The organism is Staphylococcus sp. IVB6240, assembly GCF_025558425.1.
Classification (GTDB): domain Bacteria; phylum Bacillota; class Bacilli; order Staphylococcales; family Staphylococcaceae; genus Staphylococcus.
Genome location: NZ_CP094718.1, coordinates 1,676,724 through 1,695,001 on the forward strand (window position 1 = coordinate 1,676,724; position 18,278 = coordinate 1,695,001).

The 18,278-nt window shown below is 37.7% G+C and carries 22 protein-coding genes and 1 riboswitch; of the genes, 3 read left to right on the top strand and 19 right to left on the bottom strand.

Annotated features, from left to right (window positions below):
- Positions 1-35: 35 nt before the first annotated feature.
- Together cls and MUA88_RS08335 are read left to right on the top strand one after the other, a co-directional pair.
- Positions 36-1,526: a cardiolipin synthase gene (gene cls / locus MUA88_RS08330; protein WP_262605386.1), complete on the top strand. Its 1,491-nt coding sequence runs from the start codon at positions 36-38 to the stop codon at positions 1,524-1,526.
- A 20-nt stretch (positions 1,527-1,546) separates the two neighbouring features.
- Positions 1,547-2,197: an HD domain-containing protein gene (locus MUA88_RS08335; protein WP_262605387.1), complete on the top strand. Its 651-nt coding sequence runs from the start codon at positions 1,547-1,549 to the stop codon at positions 2,195-2,197.
- Between the two features lie 62 nt (positions 2,198-2,259).
- Here MUA88_RS08335 and yidC read toward each other — a convergent pair whose 3' ends face one another.
- From yidC to MUA88_RS08360, 5 genes are all read right to left on the bottom strand, one after another.
- Positions 2,260-3,129, bottom strand: a complete 870-nt coding sequence (gene yidC / locus MUA88_RS08340) for a membrane protein insertase YidC (protein ID WP_262603717.1) — start codon at positions 3,127-3,129, stop codon at positions 2,260-2,262.
- Positions 3,130-3,217: 88 nt separating this feature from the next.
- Positions 3,218-3,856, bottom strand: a complete 639-nt coding sequence (gene thiE / locus MUA88_RS08345) for a thiamine phosphate synthase (protein WP_262605151.1) — start codon at positions 3,854-3,856, stop codon at positions 3,218-3,220.
- Positions 3,846-4,652, bottom strand: a complete 807-nt coding sequence (thiM, locus tag MUA88_RS08350) for a hydroxyethylthiazole kinase (RefSeq protein ID WP_262605388.1) — start codon at positions 4,650-4,652, stop codon at positions 3,846-3,848. The genes thiE and thiM overlap by 11 nt, the downstream gene beginning before the upstream one ends.
- A complete protein-coding gene (gene thiD, locus MUA88_RS08355) occupies positions 4,652-5,458 on the bottom strand; it encodes a bifunctional hydroxymethylpyrimidine kinase/phosphomethylpyrimidine kinase (protein WP_262605152.1) in 807 nt (268 codons plus the stop codon). The genes thiM and thiD overlap by 1 nt, the downstream gene beginning before the upstream one ends.
- Positions 5,459-5,535: 77 nt before the next feature.
- A riboswitch (TPP riboswitch) is annotated at positions 5,536-5,635 on the bottom strand.
- 505 nt (positions 5,636-6,140) lie between these two features.
- The gene (locus MUA88_RS08360) at positions 6,141-6,500 is read right to left on the bottom strand and encodes a single-stranded DNA-binding protein (protein ID WP_262605389.1); all 360 of its coding nucleotides are present in this window, start codon (positions 6,498-6,500) and stop codon (positions 6,141-6,143) included.
- 190 nt (positions 6,501-6,690) lie between these two features.
- Between MUA88_RS08360 and MUA88_RS08365 the strand changes: the two genes are divergently transcribed.
- Positions 6,691-7,125, top strand: coding sequence for a YwpF-like family protein (locus tag MUA88_RS08365; protein WP_262603720.1), 435 nt, complete (start codon positions 6,691-6,693; stop codon positions 7,123-7,125).
- 41 nt (positions 7,126-7,166) lie between these two features.
- Here MUA88_RS08365 and fabZ read toward each other — a convergent pair whose 3' ends face one another.
- The 14 genes from fabZ to upp form a co-directional block, all read right to left on the bottom strand.
- Positions 7,167-7,607 (bottom strand): 3-hydroxyacyl-ACP dehydratase FabZ, encoded by a 441-nt coding sequence (gene fabZ, locus MUA88_RS08370; protein ID WP_262605390.1) that lies wholly within the window; start codon positions 7,605-7,607, stop codon positions 7,167-7,169.
- A 57-nt stretch (positions 7,608-7,664) separates the two neighbouring features.
- Entirely contained in the window at positions 7,665-8,930 is a 1,266-nt protein-coding gene (murA, locus tag MUA88_RS08375; protein ID WP_262605391.1) for a UDP-N-acetylglucosamine 1-carboxyvinyltransferase, read from the bottom strand.
- Positions 8,931-9,004: 74 nt separating this feature from the next.
- Complete coding sequence (locus tag MUA88_RS08380; RefSeq protein ID WP_262603723.1) at positions 9,005-9,235, bottom strand: DUF1146 family protein; 231 nt, start codon at positions 9,233-9,235, stop codon at positions 9,005-9,007.
- A 204-nt stretch (positions 9,236-9,439) separates the two neighbouring features.
- A complete protein-coding gene (locus tag MUA88_RS08385; protein ID WP_262603724.1) occupies positions 9,440-9,844 on the bottom strand; it encodes a F0F1 ATP synthase subunit epsilon in 405 nt (134 codons plus the stop codon).
- Between the two features lie 22 nt (positions 9,845-9,866).
- On the bottom strand, positions 9,867-11,279 hold the full coding sequence (gene atpD, locus MUA88_RS08390; RefSeq protein WP_262605392.1) for a F0F1 ATP synthase subunit beta: 1,413 nt from the start codon (positions 11,277-11,279) through the stop codon (positions 9,867-9,869).
- 23 nt (positions 11,280-11,302) lie between these two features.
- A complete protein-coding gene (atpG, locus tag MUA88_RS08395) occupies positions 11,303-12,169 on the bottom strand; it encodes an ATP synthase F1 subunit gamma (protein ID WP_262605393.1) in 867 nt (288 codons plus the stop codon).
- A gap of 31 nt (positions 12,170-12,200) precedes the next feature.
- Entirely contained in the window at positions 12,201-13,712 is a 1,512-nt protein-coding gene (atpA, locus tag MUA88_RS08400; protein WP_262605394.1) for a F0F1 ATP synthase subunit alpha, read from the bottom strand.
- A gap of 27 nt (positions 13,713-13,739) precedes the next feature.
- Positions 13,740-14,279 carry a F0F1 ATP synthase subunit delta gene (locus MUA88_RS08405; protein WP_262605395.1) on the bottom strand — a complete coding sequence of 180 codons (540 nt, stop codon included), beginning with the start codon at positions 14,277-14,279 and terminating at the stop codon, positions 13,740-13,742.
- Positions 14,279-14,794, bottom strand: coding sequence for a F0F1 ATP synthase subunit B (locus tag MUA88_RS08410; RefSeq protein ID WP_262559315.1), 516 nt, complete (start codon positions 14,792-14,794; stop codon positions 14,279-14,281). Before MUA88_RS08410 ends, MUA88_RS08405 begins: the two co-directional genes overlap by 1 nt.
- Before the next feature lie 158 nt (positions 14,795-14,952).
- Positions 14,953-15,165 carry a F0F1 ATP synthase subunit C gene (atpE, locus tag MUA88_RS08415; RefSeq protein WP_044359165.1) on the bottom strand — a complete coding sequence of 71 codons (213 nt, stop codon included), beginning with the start codon at positions 15,163-15,165 and terminating at the stop codon, positions 14,953-14,955.
- A gap of 42 nt (positions 15,166-15,207) precedes the next feature.
- On the bottom strand, positions 15,208-15,927 hold the full coding sequence (atpB, locus tag MUA88_RS08420) for a F0F1 ATP synthase subunit A (RefSeq protein WP_262603730.1): 720 nt from the start codon (positions 15,925-15,927) through the stop codon (positions 15,208-15,210).
- Between the two features lie 37 nt (positions 15,928-15,964).
- Positions 15,965-16,315, bottom strand: coding sequence for an ATP synthase subunit I (locus tag MUA88_RS08425; RefSeq protein WP_262603731.1), 351 nt, complete (start codon positions 16,313-16,315; stop codon positions 15,965-15,967).
- A gap of 157 nt (positions 16,316-16,472) precedes the next feature.
- Entirely contained in the window at positions 16,473-17,612 is a 1,140-nt protein-coding gene (gene wecB / locus MUA88_RS08430) for a non-hydrolyzing UDP-N-acetylglucosamine 2-epimerase (protein WP_262603732.1), read from the bottom strand.
- A 23-nt stretch (positions 17,613-17,635) separates the two neighbouring features.
- On the bottom strand, positions 17,636-18,265 hold the full coding sequence (gene upp, locus MUA88_RS08435; protein ID WP_262603733.1) for a uracil phosphoribosyltransferase: 630 nt from the start codon (positions 18,263-18,265) through the stop codon (positions 17,636-17,638).
- Between the last annotated feature and the right edge of the window lie 13 nt (positions 18,266-18,278).

An 18,278-nucleotide genomic window follows, 5' to 3' on the forward strand; every position in this document is an offset into this window, starting at 1 on the left:
ACAATATGAAGAACATAATTTAAAAGGAGACAATCATGAGCGACTTACTTTTATCATTATTTGCTGATGGCAATGCAGTTGTTAATATTATTTTGATTGGCTTGTTCTTTCTGAATTTAACATTTGTATTCACTATCATCTTTATGGAACGAAGAAGTGCGGAATCAATTTGGGCATGGCTACTCGTATTAGGTCTCTTTCCAATCTTAGGGTTCGTTTTATACTTGCTCTTCGGTCGTCAAATACAACGTAAATCCCTATTTAAATTGGATGAAGAAGATAAAGTTGGCCTAGAACGTCTTGTCAATGAGCAGCTGGAGGAATTGAAAGCAGGTACTTTCGATCCAAACAATCCTCATATGAAGTATTACAGTCATATGATTCAAATGTTGCTATACAATAATGCGGCTTTCTATACAAATGACAATCAGATTAAACTATTCACTGATGGCCATGACAAGTTTGAACGATTAAAGGAAGATATTCGACAGGCGAAAAGTTATATTCATATCCAATATTATATTTTCCGGAAAGATCTACTCGGTCAAGAAATTTTATCTTTACTCGAAGAAAAGCTAGAACAAGGTTTAGAAGTTAAAATGCTTTACGATGACATTGGGTCACGAACTTTGAAACTACGCCACTTTAAAGAATTCCGTGAAAAAGGCGGACAAGTGGAAGCTTTCTTCCCTTCCAAGTTACCTTTAATTAACTTACGAATGAATAACCGTAACCATCGAAAAATCGTCGTGATTGACGGTACAATCGGTTATGTGGGTGGCTTCAATGTTGGGAAAGAATACCTGGGCCTCTCTAAAAAGTTTGGGTATTGGCGTGATACGCATTTACGTATAGAAGGTGAAGCTGTCAACGCCTTGCAGTTACGCTTTATCTTGGACTGGAACTCCCAATCTCATCGTCATAATATTGGCTATGATCCAAAATACTTTCCTGAAAATCATGTCAATGTGGAACATAATACAGGTGTACAAATCGCATCGAGTGGTCCAGATGAATCATGGGAACAGATTAAGTATGGCTATTTAAAAATGATTTCAATGGCTCAGAAGTCTATTTATATTCAAACACCCTATTTCATTCCAGATAATTCCTTTATGGATGCTTTAAAAATTGCAGCACTCGGTGGTGTCGATGTGCATGTAATGATTCCAAACATGCCTGATCATCCATTCGTTTATTGGGCAACCTATAAAAACGTAGCGAGTCTTTTAGAAGCAGGTGCTCGCGTTTATCATTATGAAAATGGCTTTTTACATGCGAAAACGATGACGATTGATGATGAAATCACAAGTGTAGGTACAACGAATATGGATAATCGTAGTTTTTCTTTAAATTTTGAAGTGAACGCTTTTATTTATAATGAAGATATCGCAAAACAAGTACGAGAAAGTTTTGAAAAAGATTTAAAACTTTCTTCAGAACTGACAAAAGAAGCTTATAAAAATCGAGGTCTTTGGATTAAATTTAAAGAGGCAATTAGTCAACTTTTATCACGGATATTATAATGCATGGAAGAGGTTAAAATATGCAAACACATATTAAAGCAGCAGTGAAATATATGAAAGATATTCATGCACAAGATACAACAGGTCACGATATAGCACATGTCAAACGTGTACATCATCTAGCACAAACAATTGCAAAATCTTATCCCAATGCGAATCATTATGTGATTGAGATGGCGGCTTTATTGCACGACACGGTAGATGATAAACTGGTGGATCCTGACCTAGCCTATCAGATACTCAATACATTTCTAGACGACTTAAACGTCACAACTACACATCAAGAGGGCATCCGCTATATTATTCAGCATATGAGTTTTCGTCAAACAAAACAGGTCGGTAAGCTTCAAACAATCGAAGCACAAATTGTACAAGATGCCGATCGTCTCGATGCACTTGGTGCTATTGGCATTGCACGTACCTTTCAATTCGCCGGCCACTTCAAAGAACCCATGTGGACTGGTGAAGCAACTAAAGAATCACTTAGTCATCATGCAGTTGATCTTGATCAGTTATCCCCTTCTGCTATCAAGCATTTTTATGAAAAATTGTTATTACTAAAAGATTTGATGAATACACCTGAAGCGAAAGAAATCGCTACACAACGCCATCAATTTCTTGAACAGTTTCTCGTACAATTCTTTGATGAATGGGAAGTCTCTGACCTATAAAAAATACGCCCGTTACAATATGCATTGTTTGCATACCGTAACGGGCGTTTTATGTGATGTCATTATTTCTTTTTCTTCTTTTTAGATACGACTTTCGTATTTTTACCTGACTTGCTGTTTTGATTCTTCTCAGCTTCCATTTTTGCAATTAATGGTGCTACTTCTTCTTTTGCTTTTTTACTATAAATCACATTCGCAAAGTATGTTTGAACAACAAGGAATGCCGCTGATACAGACCAGTATAAACCTAAAGCGGCTGCTGATGTGTATGAGATCCAGATAATCATGATTGGTGACATGATCATCATCATATAACCCATTTGTCTTTGCTCTTGTGGCATGTTTGATAAAGATACATAAGCTTGTAAGAAATATAAAATACCGGCGATTAATGTAATCCAAATATCTGGCTTATCTAATTGGAACCACATGAAATCAGGGTACTTCGTAATACCGCCACCTGTTGGATATCTAAGGACGAAGTATAATCCCATAATAATCGGCATTTGGATAAGTAATGGTAAACAACCAATCATACTAGACATTGGGTTCATACCATATTTCTTGTAAACATCCATCATTTCTTGGTTGGCTGCAAGTTTTTCTTCTTGTGTACGCGCACGCTTAACCTTTTCTTGTACTGCAGTAATGTCAGGTTTTGCAACCTTCATTTTTTCACGCATCATATGCATGTTTTTGTAGTTTGATAACATCAATGGTAACAATACAATACGTACGACTAATACGATAATAATAATCGCAAGACCGTAGTTATTATCTAATTGATGACCCAACCAATGAATTAAACGGTCCATTGGTTGTACAAATGTATTGTAAAAGAAACCATCACGATTTTCAGGTTTACTATAGTCACAACCAGCTAAGAATAGTGTGACACCTAAAAGCATGGCCAGTAACGCTTTGTTCTTCATTTTTCCACCTCTATACTATTATTCACATAAGTGTCATTTTATCATATAACGTATTGAGGTGGAAACATTTCTCTGTTTTTAAGTCTATTTATTTAAAATAATGCAAGTAGCGTGACACAGATCTTTCAATATTATCACTTTGTGTAATTGAAGAAATCGTTGCAACCCCATCCGCACCATTATTAATAATAGAAGCCATATTTTCTTCAGTAATACCACCTATCGCAACAATTGGAATTTCCTCATCATAGCGGCGCATACGACGAATCATTTCAATACCACCTGCTTGTTTGGCATCACTTTTTGATTGTGTTCTATAAACAGGACCAACACCGATATAATCTACATGTGTTAGGTCCGATTGATCATATTCTTCAAAATTACTTACGCTCAAACCGATGATTTTATCCCCTGCTTGCGCATAAAAACTTTGAACTTCTGCATCATCTTGTCCTACATGAATACCATCTGCATCAATTTCCAATGCTAAATCAACATCATCATTGACAATAAATGGCACTTGATAGGCTTTACAAAGTTTTTGAAGTGCTAATGCTTTTTCCTTTTTAGCCTCTCCAGTCAGAGCTGAAGGCCCTTTTTCACGGAATTGAAACATCGTAATACCTGCTTTTAATGCTGATTCAAGGATGTCATCTAAGTTTCCTTTTTTTACGTCTTGCGTCCCCGCAATAAAGTAAACACGTAATTGTTTACGATCAAATGTCATCATTCTTCACTTCTCTCTTTTTTATCTCTTGCTGAAAAGCTACCGTCGCCGTTTGATTCAATGCATCTAAAAAGGCAACGGAGAATGTACCCGGTAAGTCAGCACCCGCTCTCACTTCCGCACGTTCGGCAGAAATCGTATAATATGATACCGCTTCTGATAATTTTTCTATTGAAGGATGTGTTTCTTTCATTAAAAAACTAGCAATCACAGCGCCTAATAAACAACCCGTACCTGTCACTTTTACAAGTAACGGTGTGCCATTGTCTAAGGCGAAGACACGTCCATCTTGAACAATGATGTCTGTTTTTCCAGTCATTACAATTGCTGCACCATATTTCAAATGTGCTTTTCGAGCTGCTTCAACAGGTACGTCCTCAATGGTACTATCTGTTCCCTTCATCGTTGCAGATGCATCCACTAATGACAATATCTCTGAAGCATTTCCTTTAATGACCGTTACCTGTATTTCTTCTAAAAATTTGCGACAAAAATCTTTTCTAAACTGAGAGGCACCCACAGCAACAGGATCTAAAACAATCGGCACATTTTGTCGATTCGCTTCTTTCGCTATTTTTAACATATCTTCACCACTTTGTTGTGTCAAAGTGCCAATATTGATAAGTAATGCTTGTGCTACTTTAAAAAAGTCTGCTGCTTCTTCAGGTGCCTCACTCATTGCAGGACTTGCGTCTAAACTGAGTAAACCATTTGCTGTGAAATTTTTGACAACATCGTTTGTATAACAAATAACAAGTGGTTGTGCTTCACGTACGCTCGTTAGATAATCACTCATTAATCCCACCCTTTCTGTGCTTGATATGCAAAGTGATTCACCGGACCTCTGCCACGTCCAATTTCTGGCGTATACTTAATTGCTAAAGAAATAAACTCTTTCGCCTTAGCAACTGCTTCATAGACAGAACGCCCTTTCGCTAATTCCGCCGTAATAACTGCTGAAAATGTACATCCTGTTCCATGTGTATGTTCGGTTGGATAACGTTCATCTTCAAATACATAATGCCCTTCTCGTGTGAATAGATAGTCCGTCGCATCTCCTGCTAAATGACCACCTTTAATCACGACACCTTTTGCACCAATTTCATTAATGAAAAAGTTTCCTGCACGATGAATTTGATCCATTGTTTCTATCTTGAAACCTGTAATTTCTTCTGCTTCTGGAATATTAGGTGTTGCAACATCTGCATAAGGTAACAATGTCTCTTTCAGTTGATTTCGAACTTGTTCAGCCATAAGTGAGTCACCACTTTTAGCGACCATTACTGGGTCGATTACATATGGAATATCAATCTTTTTTAAATACTGTTGAATAATCTGCATCATCTCAGGTGTCGGTATCATACCTGTCTTAAGTGCATGTGGTGGTTCATCTGTAAAAACACTTTCTAGCTGTTCTTCTAACCAAGCAGGTTCAAGGTTATGAATATGTTGTACACCGAGTGAGTTTTGTGCCACGATGCTAGTGATTGCACTCATGCCATAAACACCACAAGCATGGAATGCCTTTAAGTCTGCCATTGCACCTGCACCACCTGATGGATCTGTTCCTGCAATCGATAACGCAATCTTAGGTTTTTGAATCATTTGAATACCTCCGTGTTTTGTTTTTAATTCATATAGACTACACAGAGGTACCAAGGACGGTTCATTTTGTCTTGATACATTATTGTCTACTTCCCTACGTTGGTATCATCCAAATCAGGTTCAAAGGGTTTGAAATTTCATTCATCTCAGCCAGTGGCGCCCCTAGTAGTCTTCAATGATTAATTTACTTAAATTTAGCAAACTCACTCTGTTTTTTCAAATTAATACAAATACAAACAAAATTATTTCTTATCTCGCTTTTGCCCAATCCTCCCTATTAAAAATCTAATCATAAATAACAACAAGACAGATACGCTATTAATTAACTGATGGCCTATATCATTTGATTGGGACTTTTCGACAGAATTAAGAACACTATTTCGTTTCGTTGTAGTACCTCTTTGATATGTGACAAGCCAATAAGGTGTCGTCTCATATCAATCACTTACTCTTCGCGATTCAACAAAATATGGGAATCTATTAAAATCACTATTAATTCAGCCTTCTGCATGATGTGATATGTATAAGACGGGTCCACGCCTTACGCATTGTGCAACCCGCCTTTAATAATACGGAAACGTTCAATTAAAAAAACAAATAAAAGAGATTAAGGAATTATTTAGAGAGTGGTCCATAAATAATGAATAAGTGGTGGATACAAATATTTAGGGAATGGATGTTAAAACGAGACAAGAGTGGTGTCGCTGGCGTTAATACGGGGTGGGACTTCAAGTTTTTCAACAGATTCAACGACAACTTCAGTTGAAAAACGTTTTTCGTCATTAAATTGATAACGACGTGTCGTGAGATAACCTTCAATAGAGAGCGTGTCTCCTTGACTAACTTCTTGATCAATTTGTATTGCAATAGGGACAAATGCTTTACAATTCAAGTAGTCATAGATAGGCGCCTTTCCTTTTTCTTTATATTTGCGTTCAACCGCAAGAAAAAAGGTTACAAAATAACTGCCTGGCTTCTCATAATACTTTGGTGCTTTAGAGACAGTGCCAATTGCTTTAATTTGATTAATTATTTTCACCTCCTGAAAGTATGATAGTATAGAAGTAAATAAAAAGGCAAATTGTCATCTTTTAATTTATCATGCTTAATTCATGATATTAATTGAACAATTATCGTTTTAAGCACTAATAGTATGACAATTTGCGTTATAATAAGAATGATTAATTAAAAAAATGTAAAATTTAAAAACTTTAGGGGATGATGGCGACATGAAGACTTTTAAAGCCGTACGATTTCAAATTGTATCCGATAATAGTAGTGTCACTGAATATGAATTAATCGATGGCGTCATTATAAACAAAGAGGATCGGGGAACAGGTTGGTTGCTTGAAATTGTTATTTCAGATATCCATAAAGAGCAAATGACCGCTTACATGGACAATAACGAATTACTCAATATCCGGGTTGTCATTACACGTCCATCTAATGATCCAGCATTATTTGATGCAACGATTAAACATATTACACAGCTTAAAGATAAGATTTCAGTTATCTTTGAATGCCATATTTATACGCTACGCCAAGTATATGCAGAAAGCTTATTAGAACAACTTGTTGACGAAGGTTTAGAAGGCGATGACTTGATTAAAACCTTCAGTCGTAAAATGCAATCGAAACCTCGACTTAAAGATGAACGCCAGTAAGTATAAACATACTTCTGGCGTTTTCTCTTGCTTTTATCATTTTATTCTGGTGATTGAAGTGCAAATGTTAGTTCGCAGCTACATGCAAGTTGTCCATCAACAGTTGCTTTAGCTGTTCCTTTACCAATTGGCCCTTTTATCTTTGTAATTTCAACTTCTAGTGTTAATGTATCTCCAGGAACGACTTGTCTTTTAAATCGACATTTATCAATTCCTGCAAATAAGGCTATTTTGCCTTTATTTTCTTCACTGTTCAGCATTGCGACTGCGCCTGTTTGTGCCAATGCTTCTGTAATCAGCACACCTGGCATCACGGCATATTCAGGAAAATGACCTTGGAAAAATGACTCATTACCTGATACTTGCTTAATTCCTACACAGCGCTTGCCTTCTTCATATTCAACAATTTTATCAATCAACAAAAATGGCTGACGATGTGGAATAATTTTTTTAATCTCATTATAGTCAAAAATAGTTTCCATCTTTTATGAACCCCCTAATGATTTGAACAGGTATCTAAAAAATTTAGGCTTTATTCGTTAATTATTAACACGTTCAATGTCTGCACCGAGTGCTTTTAATTTTCCGTGGAAGTCAACATATCCACGATCAAGATGTTTTAGCTCTGTAACGGTTGTTTCACCTTCAGCCACAAGACCAGCTAAAATAAGTGCCGCTGCTGCACGTAAGTCTGTTGCTTTTACTTGTGCACCTTGTAATGCGCTTTTGCCTTGAATTTTAGCATTACGTCCTTCAACAGAAATGTTAGCATTCATACGTTTAAATTCTGCAACGTGCATAAAGCGATTTTCAAAAACAGTTTCCGTTACAACTTTATGACCTTCTGCTGTTAAGAGGAGTGCCATCATTTGTGACTGCATATCTGTTGGGAACCCAGGATGTGGTAATGTTTTAACATCTACTGGTTTTAGTTGTTCTGGTGCCGTTACACGGATACCATCTTCACGATATTCTAGTTTTACCCCCATTTCTTCAAGCTTATATACAAGACTTGTCATATGTTCTTTAGTGGCACCTTTAACAAATACATCTCCTCTTGTAATCGCAGCTGCAATCATGAGCGTTCCTGCTACGATACGGTCTGGAATAATCGCATGTGATGTACCATATAGCTTTTCAACACCATGAATCACGATTGTATCTGTTCCAGCACCTTTTACATCGCCACCCATTTCATTAATGTAATTAGCTAAGTCTACAATTTCAGGTTCACGTGCAACATTTTCAATAACTGTACGTCCTTTTGCTAATGAAGCTGCCATAATAATATTTTGAGTTGCACCTACACTTGGGAAGTCTAAGTGAATATCACATCCTACAAGACCATTCGGCGCCGTTGCATGGATAAATCCTGCTTCTTGATGAATTTCAGCACCTAATGCTTCAAAACCTTTAAGATGTTGCTCAATCGGACGAGAACCAATTGCACATCCTCCAGGTAAAGCCACTTTTGCAACGCCAAGACGCGCCAATAAAGGCCCCATCACTAGAATACTCGCACGCATTTTACTAACATATTCATATGGTGCTTCTTCATTTAATTGTTTTGTCGCATCTACTGTGACAACTTGTGTTGCTTCATCATATGCAACGTCTGCATTCAAAACACTCAATACATTATTGATTGTTTCCACGTCACTTAATGGCGGTACATTTCGTAATTCACTTTTACCGTCACTCGCTAATAGAGCTGCTGTAATGATCGGTAAAACTGCATTTTTTGCCCCTTCAACAGTTACGTTTCCTTTTAATGTTTGTCCGCCTCGTACAATAATTTTATCCATCTTCAAAAATCCTCCACTATCTCTCTATACACTTTCATCATTACTAAAAATAAATTTCATCGTATTCTTGATTGTTAAAATAAATATTTCAGTTGTGTTGAAAACTTAAGCAAGTCCATCACAAAGTTACTAACACCTGTTCCAATTGTAATTGCCAAAAAAATCATGACAACTTGTACTTGAACTGGGTATCCTTTTTTAAAAAATTGATCTAATCTAATTGCATTTAGTGCCCAGTAGGCAACACAAATACAGAGTACATGCATCACGATATGCGCGACTGCAAACTGTCCTAAATATTCCATCATGTTGCTCCTTTACACATAAATCTATTATGATTTTACATGATTTTACTGCCAATTCATACTATTAGTACTTAAATAGGAAAGAATACTTTTAAAATATGTGCTGTTTACAACCACATCTATGAAATAGAGAAAGATTCTCTTTCATAGAATACCAAAAGAAGGTTTAGCCTATATTTAAGCTAAACCTTCTTTTATGAATGATTATTTGAATTTGGCTACTTCGATACGGTTTTCTGCGCGCTTCAATGCACGTTCTGCACGCTTCATGTCAGTATCTTCTTTGTCGCCTTCAAGATAAAATGTTGCACGCTGTTTTGCTGACTTCGCACGTTCTAAGTCAATATCTTCTGCTGATTCAGCGGATTGAACAAGAATATTGATTTTTTCGCGACGAATTTCAGCAAATCCTTCAGTCACAGCTATATAGTCGGACTTACCGTCTCGTGTTACTTTGATATGACCAATTTTTAATGGCGCAACCGTCGGAATGTGACCATGCATCACACCCATCTCGCCTGCTGTTGTTTGTAAGACAACGATTTCTACATTGTCTTCGTTATAAACAGAACCATTAGGAGTGACGATATCTAAGGTTAATGTATTCATTATCCATGCCTCCTAATTTGAATTATACTTCAACACCCATATCTTTTGCTTTAGCAAGTACATCATCAATGCCACCCACTAAACGGAATGCATCTTCAGGGATATGGTCATATTTACCTTCTAAGATTGCTTTGAAGTCTTGAACAGTCTCTTTAACTGGTACATATGAACCTGGTTGACCTGTAAATTGTTCTGCTACGTGGAAGTTTTGTGATAAGAAGAATTGAATACGACGTGCGCGTTCAACTGTTTTCTTATCTTCATCAGACAATTCATCCATACCAAGAATGGCAATGATATCTTGTAATTCACGATATTTTTGAAGTGTTGATTGTACTTGACGCGCAACTTCATAGTGTTCTTGTCCCACGATTGTTGGTTCAAGTGCACGTGATGTAGACGCTAATGGGTCTACCGCTGGGTAAATACCCATCTCACTCAATTTACGTTCCAAGTTAGTTGTTGCATCTAAGTGAGCGAAAGCTGTCGCTGGCGCTGGGTCAGTATAGTCATCGGCAGGTACGAATACCGCTTGGATAGATGTTACTGAACCTTTTGTTGTAGAAGTGATACGCTCTTGTAATTGACCCATTTCCGTAGCAAGTGTTGGTTGGTAACCTACGGCAGAAGGCATACGGCCTAATAACGCTGATACCTCTGAACCTGCTTGAGTAAAACGGAAGATGTTGTCGATGAACAATAGTACGTCTTGACCTTGTTCATCACGGAAGTATTCTGCCATTGTTAAACCAGATAATACTACACGCATACGTGCACCAGGTGGTTCGTTCATTTGACCAAATACCATTGCTGTTTTAGCGATAACGCCACTGTCTTTCATTTCGTAGTAAAGGTCGTTACCTTCACGAGTACGCTCACCTACACCAGCGAATACTGAAATACCACCGTGTTCTTGAGCGATGTTGTTGATTAATTCTTGAATTAATACTGTTTTACCTACTCCGGCACCACCGAATAATCCGATTTTACCACCTTTAATATAAGGGGCTAATAAGTCAACAACTTTAATACCTGTTTCTAAAATTTCTACTTCTGTAGAGAGTTCATCAAATGTTGGTGCTTGACGATGAATTGGATCACGACGTACTGACGCATCGATTTCACCATCTAAATCAATGTGATCACCTAATACATTAAATACTCGACCTAATGTCGCATCACCTACTGGCACACTAATTGGAGCCCCAGTATCTTTTACTTCTGCACCACGTTGCACACCGTCAGTTGAGTCCATTGCAATTGTACGTACAACGTCGTCACCTAAGTGTAGCGCAACTTCTAAAGTTAAACTCTCAGATTCGCCATCTCTAGGTACTTCAATCACAAGTGCATTGTTAATGTTTGGCATTTCATCATGCTCAAAACGCACGTCGATGACTGGACCCATGACCTGAGTTACACGGCCTAATCCCATGTTTGTTCCTCCTTATAATCAAATTATTCCAATGCTGCTGAACCACCAACAATTTCCGTAATTTGTTGCGTGATGGCTGCTTGACGCGCACGGTTGAATTCTAAAGATAAATCATCAATCATTTCAGTTGCATTATCAGACGCATTCTTCATTGCGTTCATACGTGATGCGTGTTCACTTGCTTTCGCATCTAAAATTGTACCGTAAATCAAACTCTCAATATATTGTGGTAACAATACTTCTAAAATTGATTCTTTATCCGGTTCAAATTCGTATGATGCCATGTTTCCACGGCCTTCACTTGCGCTCTCAGAAGATAATGGTAACAACTGTCTGCTTGTCGGTTTGTTTTCAATAACACTAATATAATGGCTGTAATATACATGCAATTCGTCAATTTCTTCGCCAACATATAAGTCAACGGCACGTTTCGCAATCGCTTGTACTGCCTTAAATGATGGTTGGTCTGGAATGTCTGTTAGGGCATTCGCTACTTGATAACCACGGTTTTGTAAGAATGATACACCAATTTGCCCAAGGACAATGATGCTGTATTCTTCAGGACTTTGATGACGTGATTCAATATCACGTATCATTGTCTTTAATACGTTCGCGTTATAAGCACCTGCTAAACCACGATCACTTGTTAAGACCATATAACCTACGCGTTTCACAGGTCTTTTGACAAGCATTGGATGTGAAGATGACGTATTGGTACCTGCAATCGCAGTCACTGCATCTTGCATTTTATCCATGTAAGGTCTAAATGTTTTCGCATTTTTCTCAGCCTTACGTAGTTTGGAGTTCGATACCATGTTCATTGCACTCGTAATTTGTTTCATCTTTTTGGTTGATTTTATACGAGAATCTATTTCTTTTAAAGAAGCCACTATCTCACCACCTTCATCAATTAAATATCAATTATTGCTCTGTTTTTTTGAAGCTTTTTTTGAATTCGTTGATCGCAGCTTCAAATTTCTCATCTGCTGGTAAGCCACCTGTTTCACGGATTTCTGTGAAAATGTCGTTCGCATTGGCTTTTGTCCATTCAATGATTTCGTCTTCAAAGCGTGTGATATCTTCAACTGGAATATCATCAAGATAATCGCGTGTTAAAGCATAAATAATTAATACTTGATGTTCTACTGGAAGTGGTTTGTTTTGGTCTTGTTTTAAAACTTCAACCGTTCTCTTACCACGTTCAAGTTTACGTGATGTCGCTTCATCTAAATCTGAACCGAATTGAGCGAATGACTCAAGCTCACGATATGATGCAAGGTCAAGACGTAATGTACCTGCAACCTTCTTCATCGCTTTAATCTGTGCAGAACCACCTACACGTGATACTGATAAACCTGCATTGATGGCAGGACGAATACCAGAGAAGAATAAGTCAGATTGTAAGAAGATTTGTCCATCAGTGATAGAGATTACGTTAGTTGGGACATATGCTGAGATATCCCCTGCTTGTGTCTCTACGAATGGTAAGGCAGTGATAGAACCGCCACCTAAATCATCGTTAAGCTTAGCAGCACGCTCTAATAAACGGCTATGTAGGTAGAATACATCACCTGGGTAAGCTTCACGGCCTGGTGGACGACGTAATAATAATGATAACTCACGGTATGCTGCCGCTTGTTTTGTTAAGTCATCATATACGATTAATACGTGTTTACCGTTGAACATAAATTCTTCAGCAATAGATACACCTGCATATGGTGCAATGTATAACATTGGTGCTGGTTGTGCTGCAGATGCTGAAACAACGATTGTGTAGTCTAATGCACCTGCTTGACGTAATTTTTCAACTGATGCACGAACAGTTGATTCTTTTTGACCGATTGCAACATAAACACAGATCATATCTTGATCTTTTTGGTTTAAGATTGTATCGATAGCAACTGTTGTTTTACCTGTTTGACGGTCACCGATGATTAACTCACGTTGACCACGACCAATTGGTACAAGTGCGTCAATAGCTTTGATACCTGTTTGTAAAGGCTCATCTACAGATTTACGCGCCATAACACCAGTTGCTTTTTTCTCGATTGGACGAGTTTTTGTTGTATTTAATGGGCCTTGACCATCAATTGGTTGACCTAATGGGTTTACAACACGGCCGATAAGTTCTTCACCAACAGGTACTTCCATAATACGACCTGTACGTTTCACTTCGTCGCCTTCTTTAATATCGTCGAAAGGTCCTAAAATAACGACCCCAACGTTTGTTTCTTCTAAGTTTTGAGCCAATCCAAGAACGCCGTTATGGAACTCTAATAATTCCCCAGCCATAACGTCATTTAATCCGTGAACTAATGCAATACCGTCACCAATTTGAATAACTGTACCTACATCTGTTACTGACATCTCAGACTCATAGTTTTCAATTTGTGAGCGAAGTAATGCACTAATCTCTTCAGCTTTTATGGCCATCTATGTCACTCCTCTTTTATATCGTAATTAATTAACTCTGCTAAACTGTTTCACAAGTTGATTTAAATCGTTTTGGATTGAGCCATCATAGACTTTTGTTCCAATCTTCACACGTACGCCACCAATCAAGTCTGGGTTAACTGTTGTGTGTAAATTTAAATCTTTTAAACCTGTACGATCAAGTAAAGCATGTTTCACTTGTTCTAACTCTTCTTCAGAAAGTGATGCTGCTGTTTCAACGTAAGCATCAGCAAGCCCATGAAATGCATAATAACTCTCTTCAAATGCACGATAAATGTCAGGTAAAAGACGGAAATTGCGTTGTGTCGCAATGACTTTTAATGTATTTAATAAGTATGGGTGTACACCTTTAAATACGTCATCTACCAATTGACGACGTTCATTTGCTGTAATTTTTGGTTCATAATCCATTGTTGCTAAATCACGTTTTTGATTTTGAATCGCAGTATGGATTTCAGTGAGTTCACCATAAACTTGCGTTAACACTTCTGCTTTCAAAGCAACATCGAAAAGTGCTTGGGCATATTTTTGAGCTACATTAGCCATTATTTATCCCCTACCTCTTTAATGTACTTTTCAACGAGTGCTTTCTGATCTTGCTCAGAAATTTCTTTGCGTAAAACTTTTGATGCAATTAATACTGAAAGCTCTGATACTTGGTTATTAATTTCAGCTAACGCACGTTCTTTCTCGCTGTTAATCTCACTTTGTGCTGTTTCAATCATACCATTCGCACGTTTATTGGCTTCGTGGATGATTTCTTCTTGTTGACGACGTGCTTGTAACTTCGCATCTTCAATAATTTTATGAACTTCATCTTGTGTTTCTTTCAAGATTTTTTGATTTTCTTCTTCAAGACGTTGCGCATTTAATTTCGCTTGTTCCGCATCATCAATATCTTTATTGATAGAACGTTCACGATCGTCCATCACTTGTTTTAATGGTCCCCATGCATATTTTTTCAGTAGCACTAATAAAATCGTGAATGTTACCAAAGTTACGGCAATATCACCGATGTTAACGCCACTTCCAGCTGCAAAGGTAAATAAGTTGGCAGTCACTATGCTGTACACTCCTTTCAATCATTTCATTCATTACATAAAACGAATGGCGAAGGCCTATCATGAGTTAGACTTCGCCGCAGACAATTACACTTGTTCGATACAAGGCATTATCTCGATATCGTCATGGCTTTTGTTACCAATACTCGTGTGTTTGATTATTGGAATAATACGATAAATGTAATAACTACGCCGATGATTGGAAGTGCTTCAACTAAACCGATACCGATGAACATGATTGACATTAATTGTGTACGTGCTTCTGGTTGACGAGCGACACCTTCTACTGTTCTAGATACGATAAGACCGTTACCAATACCTGCACCTAATGCTGATAAACCGATTGCGATTGCTGCTGCGATTAAATTCATTATATATTTCCTCCTAAATGTATAAACTTATATTATTTTTATTTAATGGTTGTCTGCCACTTTGTGTGACATGTATACCATTGATAACATGATAAAGATATATGCTTGGATTGTTCCGATAAAGATTGAGAAGCCTTGCCAAACAATCAGACCCGGAATACCGATAATCCAACCAACTGCTGTTGTGGTAACACCTGCTAATAAGCCTAATAAGATCTCACCGGCATAGATGTTACCGTAAAGACGTAAACCAAGTGTTAATGTTGAAGAAAATTCTTCAAAGATGTTGATAGGCAGTAACGCTGTATATGGTGTTGCATACCCTTTCGCGTAAGCTTTGGCACCACGCATCTTGACGCCGTAATAGTGTGTTAATAACACCATCATTGTCGCAAGTGTCAACGTTACATGCGGGTCAGCTGTTGGTGATTTCCACCATAACGTATGACCGACAACTAATGACATTGGTAATCCCAACATATTTGCGACAAAGATAAATAGAATCAACGTCACAGCTAAGAAGTGGAATTGCCCCCCTGTTTTCCATGCCATGTTGCTTTCAATAACACCACGCACGAAGTCAAAAACCCACTCAATGAAGTTTTGGGCACCTTTAGGTCTCTTTTGTAAGTTACGCGTACATGCAATCGCAATTACAAAAACAATGACCGCCGTAATCAAGAGCATCATAATGGTAGATAAGTTGAAATTAATATCAATACCTAGGAAGTGCCACGTTACAATAGGATTTTCATGTTGCATTTTTGGATTTCACCTCTTTTCAGTTTTAAAATAACCCCTATCCCCTTTTAAATAAGGGACGAAAAATAATCAATGCGTATGAAATCATTAGCCCAATGAGTACACCTACAATATGTATTGCAGATTGGTTAAAAAACCAGATGGTACAGGCGACTATCGCGACTAAATATCGCCAGCCATTCCCCGTTGAAACTGGAGCTGAAGGACGATGTTGAGCACGCCAAAGATAATACTCAAATATGGTTGTATTCACCATAGATGCAAGCGTCCCGATAAGCACACCAACCACAAATGTGTGATGATACAACAAGTTTAACACGACAAGTATCACAATCACACTCATGTAAATGGTTAAAAATGGCTGTGATTTAATATAGAAACGTTTCATTTTTGGTCCCCTTTTCTGCCTTAAGACACAAATAAGAAAGCCGTTTCACACATACAACTTTCATGATAATATAGGGCCAAAAGTGTGTCAATTGTGCAATGAAAAGGGCTTTCATTCTTAAATAAAATTGTCACAAATTAGACACATTTAGGCCTATTTACTTTGTTACTTTAAATGGCAATGGTTTTTCATCAATTAAGTCAAAATAATATTTGATGTGTTCACAAATACGCTCTGACGCATAACCATCTCCATAAGGATTTTTAGCATGACTCATTGCATCATACTCTGTTGTGTCTGTTAGCAGCTTCATCAAATTCTGGTAAACAGATGCTTCATCAGTACCTACCAATTTCAAAGTGCCCGCTTCAACACCCTCTGGTCTTTCCGTTGTATCTCGTAAAACAAGTACAGGTTTACCAAGAGAAGGCGCCTCTTCTTGAACACCTCCAGAGTCAGTCATAATTAAAAAGGCATTGTGCGCAAAGTTATGAAAATCCACAACATCTAATGGTTCAATGAGCTCAATACGTGAATGACCCTCTAAATATTGATGTGCAATGTCACGTACTTTAGGATTTTTATGCATTGGATACACGAGTACCACATCTTCAACTTCTTCCACAACTTGTCTAGCTGCCTTAAAGATTTCTGCCATTGGCTGTCCAATATTTTCACGTCGATGTGCAGTTAATAAGACAATACGTTTACCTTCATGTTTTGCCAAAATATCTGACTCATACGCTCCATGAATCGTTGTACGCATTGCATCAATTGCTGTATTACCTGTTACAACCACAGAGTGTTCTGACTTATTCTCATTTAAGAGATTTTGTCGCGCCTGAACAGTCGGGGCAAAATGTAAATCCGCCATATTCCCCGTCATTTGACGATTCAATTCTTCTGGGAAAGGTGAATACTTGTTATATGTGCGTAATCCCGCTTCAACATGACCAATACGAACTTCATTGTAAAATGCCGCTAAACTACCCGCGAATGTTGTTGTTGTATCACCATGAACTAAAATCATGTCTGGTTTTTCCTCTTGTATAATATGCTCCAAACCAGTCAAGACACGTGATGTAACTTCCGATAAAGTTTGCCCTGGTGTCATAACGTTCAAATCATAGTCTGGTTCGATTCCAAATGTATCCAATACTGTATCAAGCATTTCACGATGTTGTGCTGTTACAACCACAACTGGTTGTAACAGCGGATCTTTTTGCAATTGTAAGACGAGTGGTGCCATCTTAATTGCTTCAGGTCTCGTACCAAAAATAGTCATAATTTTTTTCATTAATATTTTTCTCCTTATAGAGACTATTTTGTACCGAATAAACGGTCTCCAGCATCACCTAAACCTGGAATAATATAAGCATTCTCATCTAACTTTTCATCTAATGCAGCGATAAAAATATCTACATCTTCGTGTGCTGCTTGTAACTTTTCAACACCCTCTGGCGCTGCAATTAAACACATGAAACGAATATTTTTTGCACCACGTTTTTTCAATGATGTGATGGCTTCGATCGCTGATGCACCTGTTGCTAACATAGGGTCTACAACAATAATTTCACGTTCTTCGATATCTTGTGGTAACTTCACAAAATACTCAACTGCTTCAAGTGTTTCTGGATCACGATATAAACCGACATGTCCAATACGTGCAGCTGGAACAAGGTTTAAAATACCTGTTGTCATACCTAAACCAGCACGTAGAATTGGAATAAATGCTAATTTTTTACCTGATAAGCGTTTCACTGTCGCTTTTGTTACAGGTGTTTCAATTTCTACATCTTCTAGTTCTAAATTTCGTGTTACCTCATAAGCCATTAACATACCGACTTCATCGACAAGTTCACGGAATGCTTTTGTTCCTGTATTAACGTCACGAATAAAACTTAATTTGTGTTGAATTAAAGGATGATCTAGTACTTGTACGTTTCCCATTGCTATGCCTCCA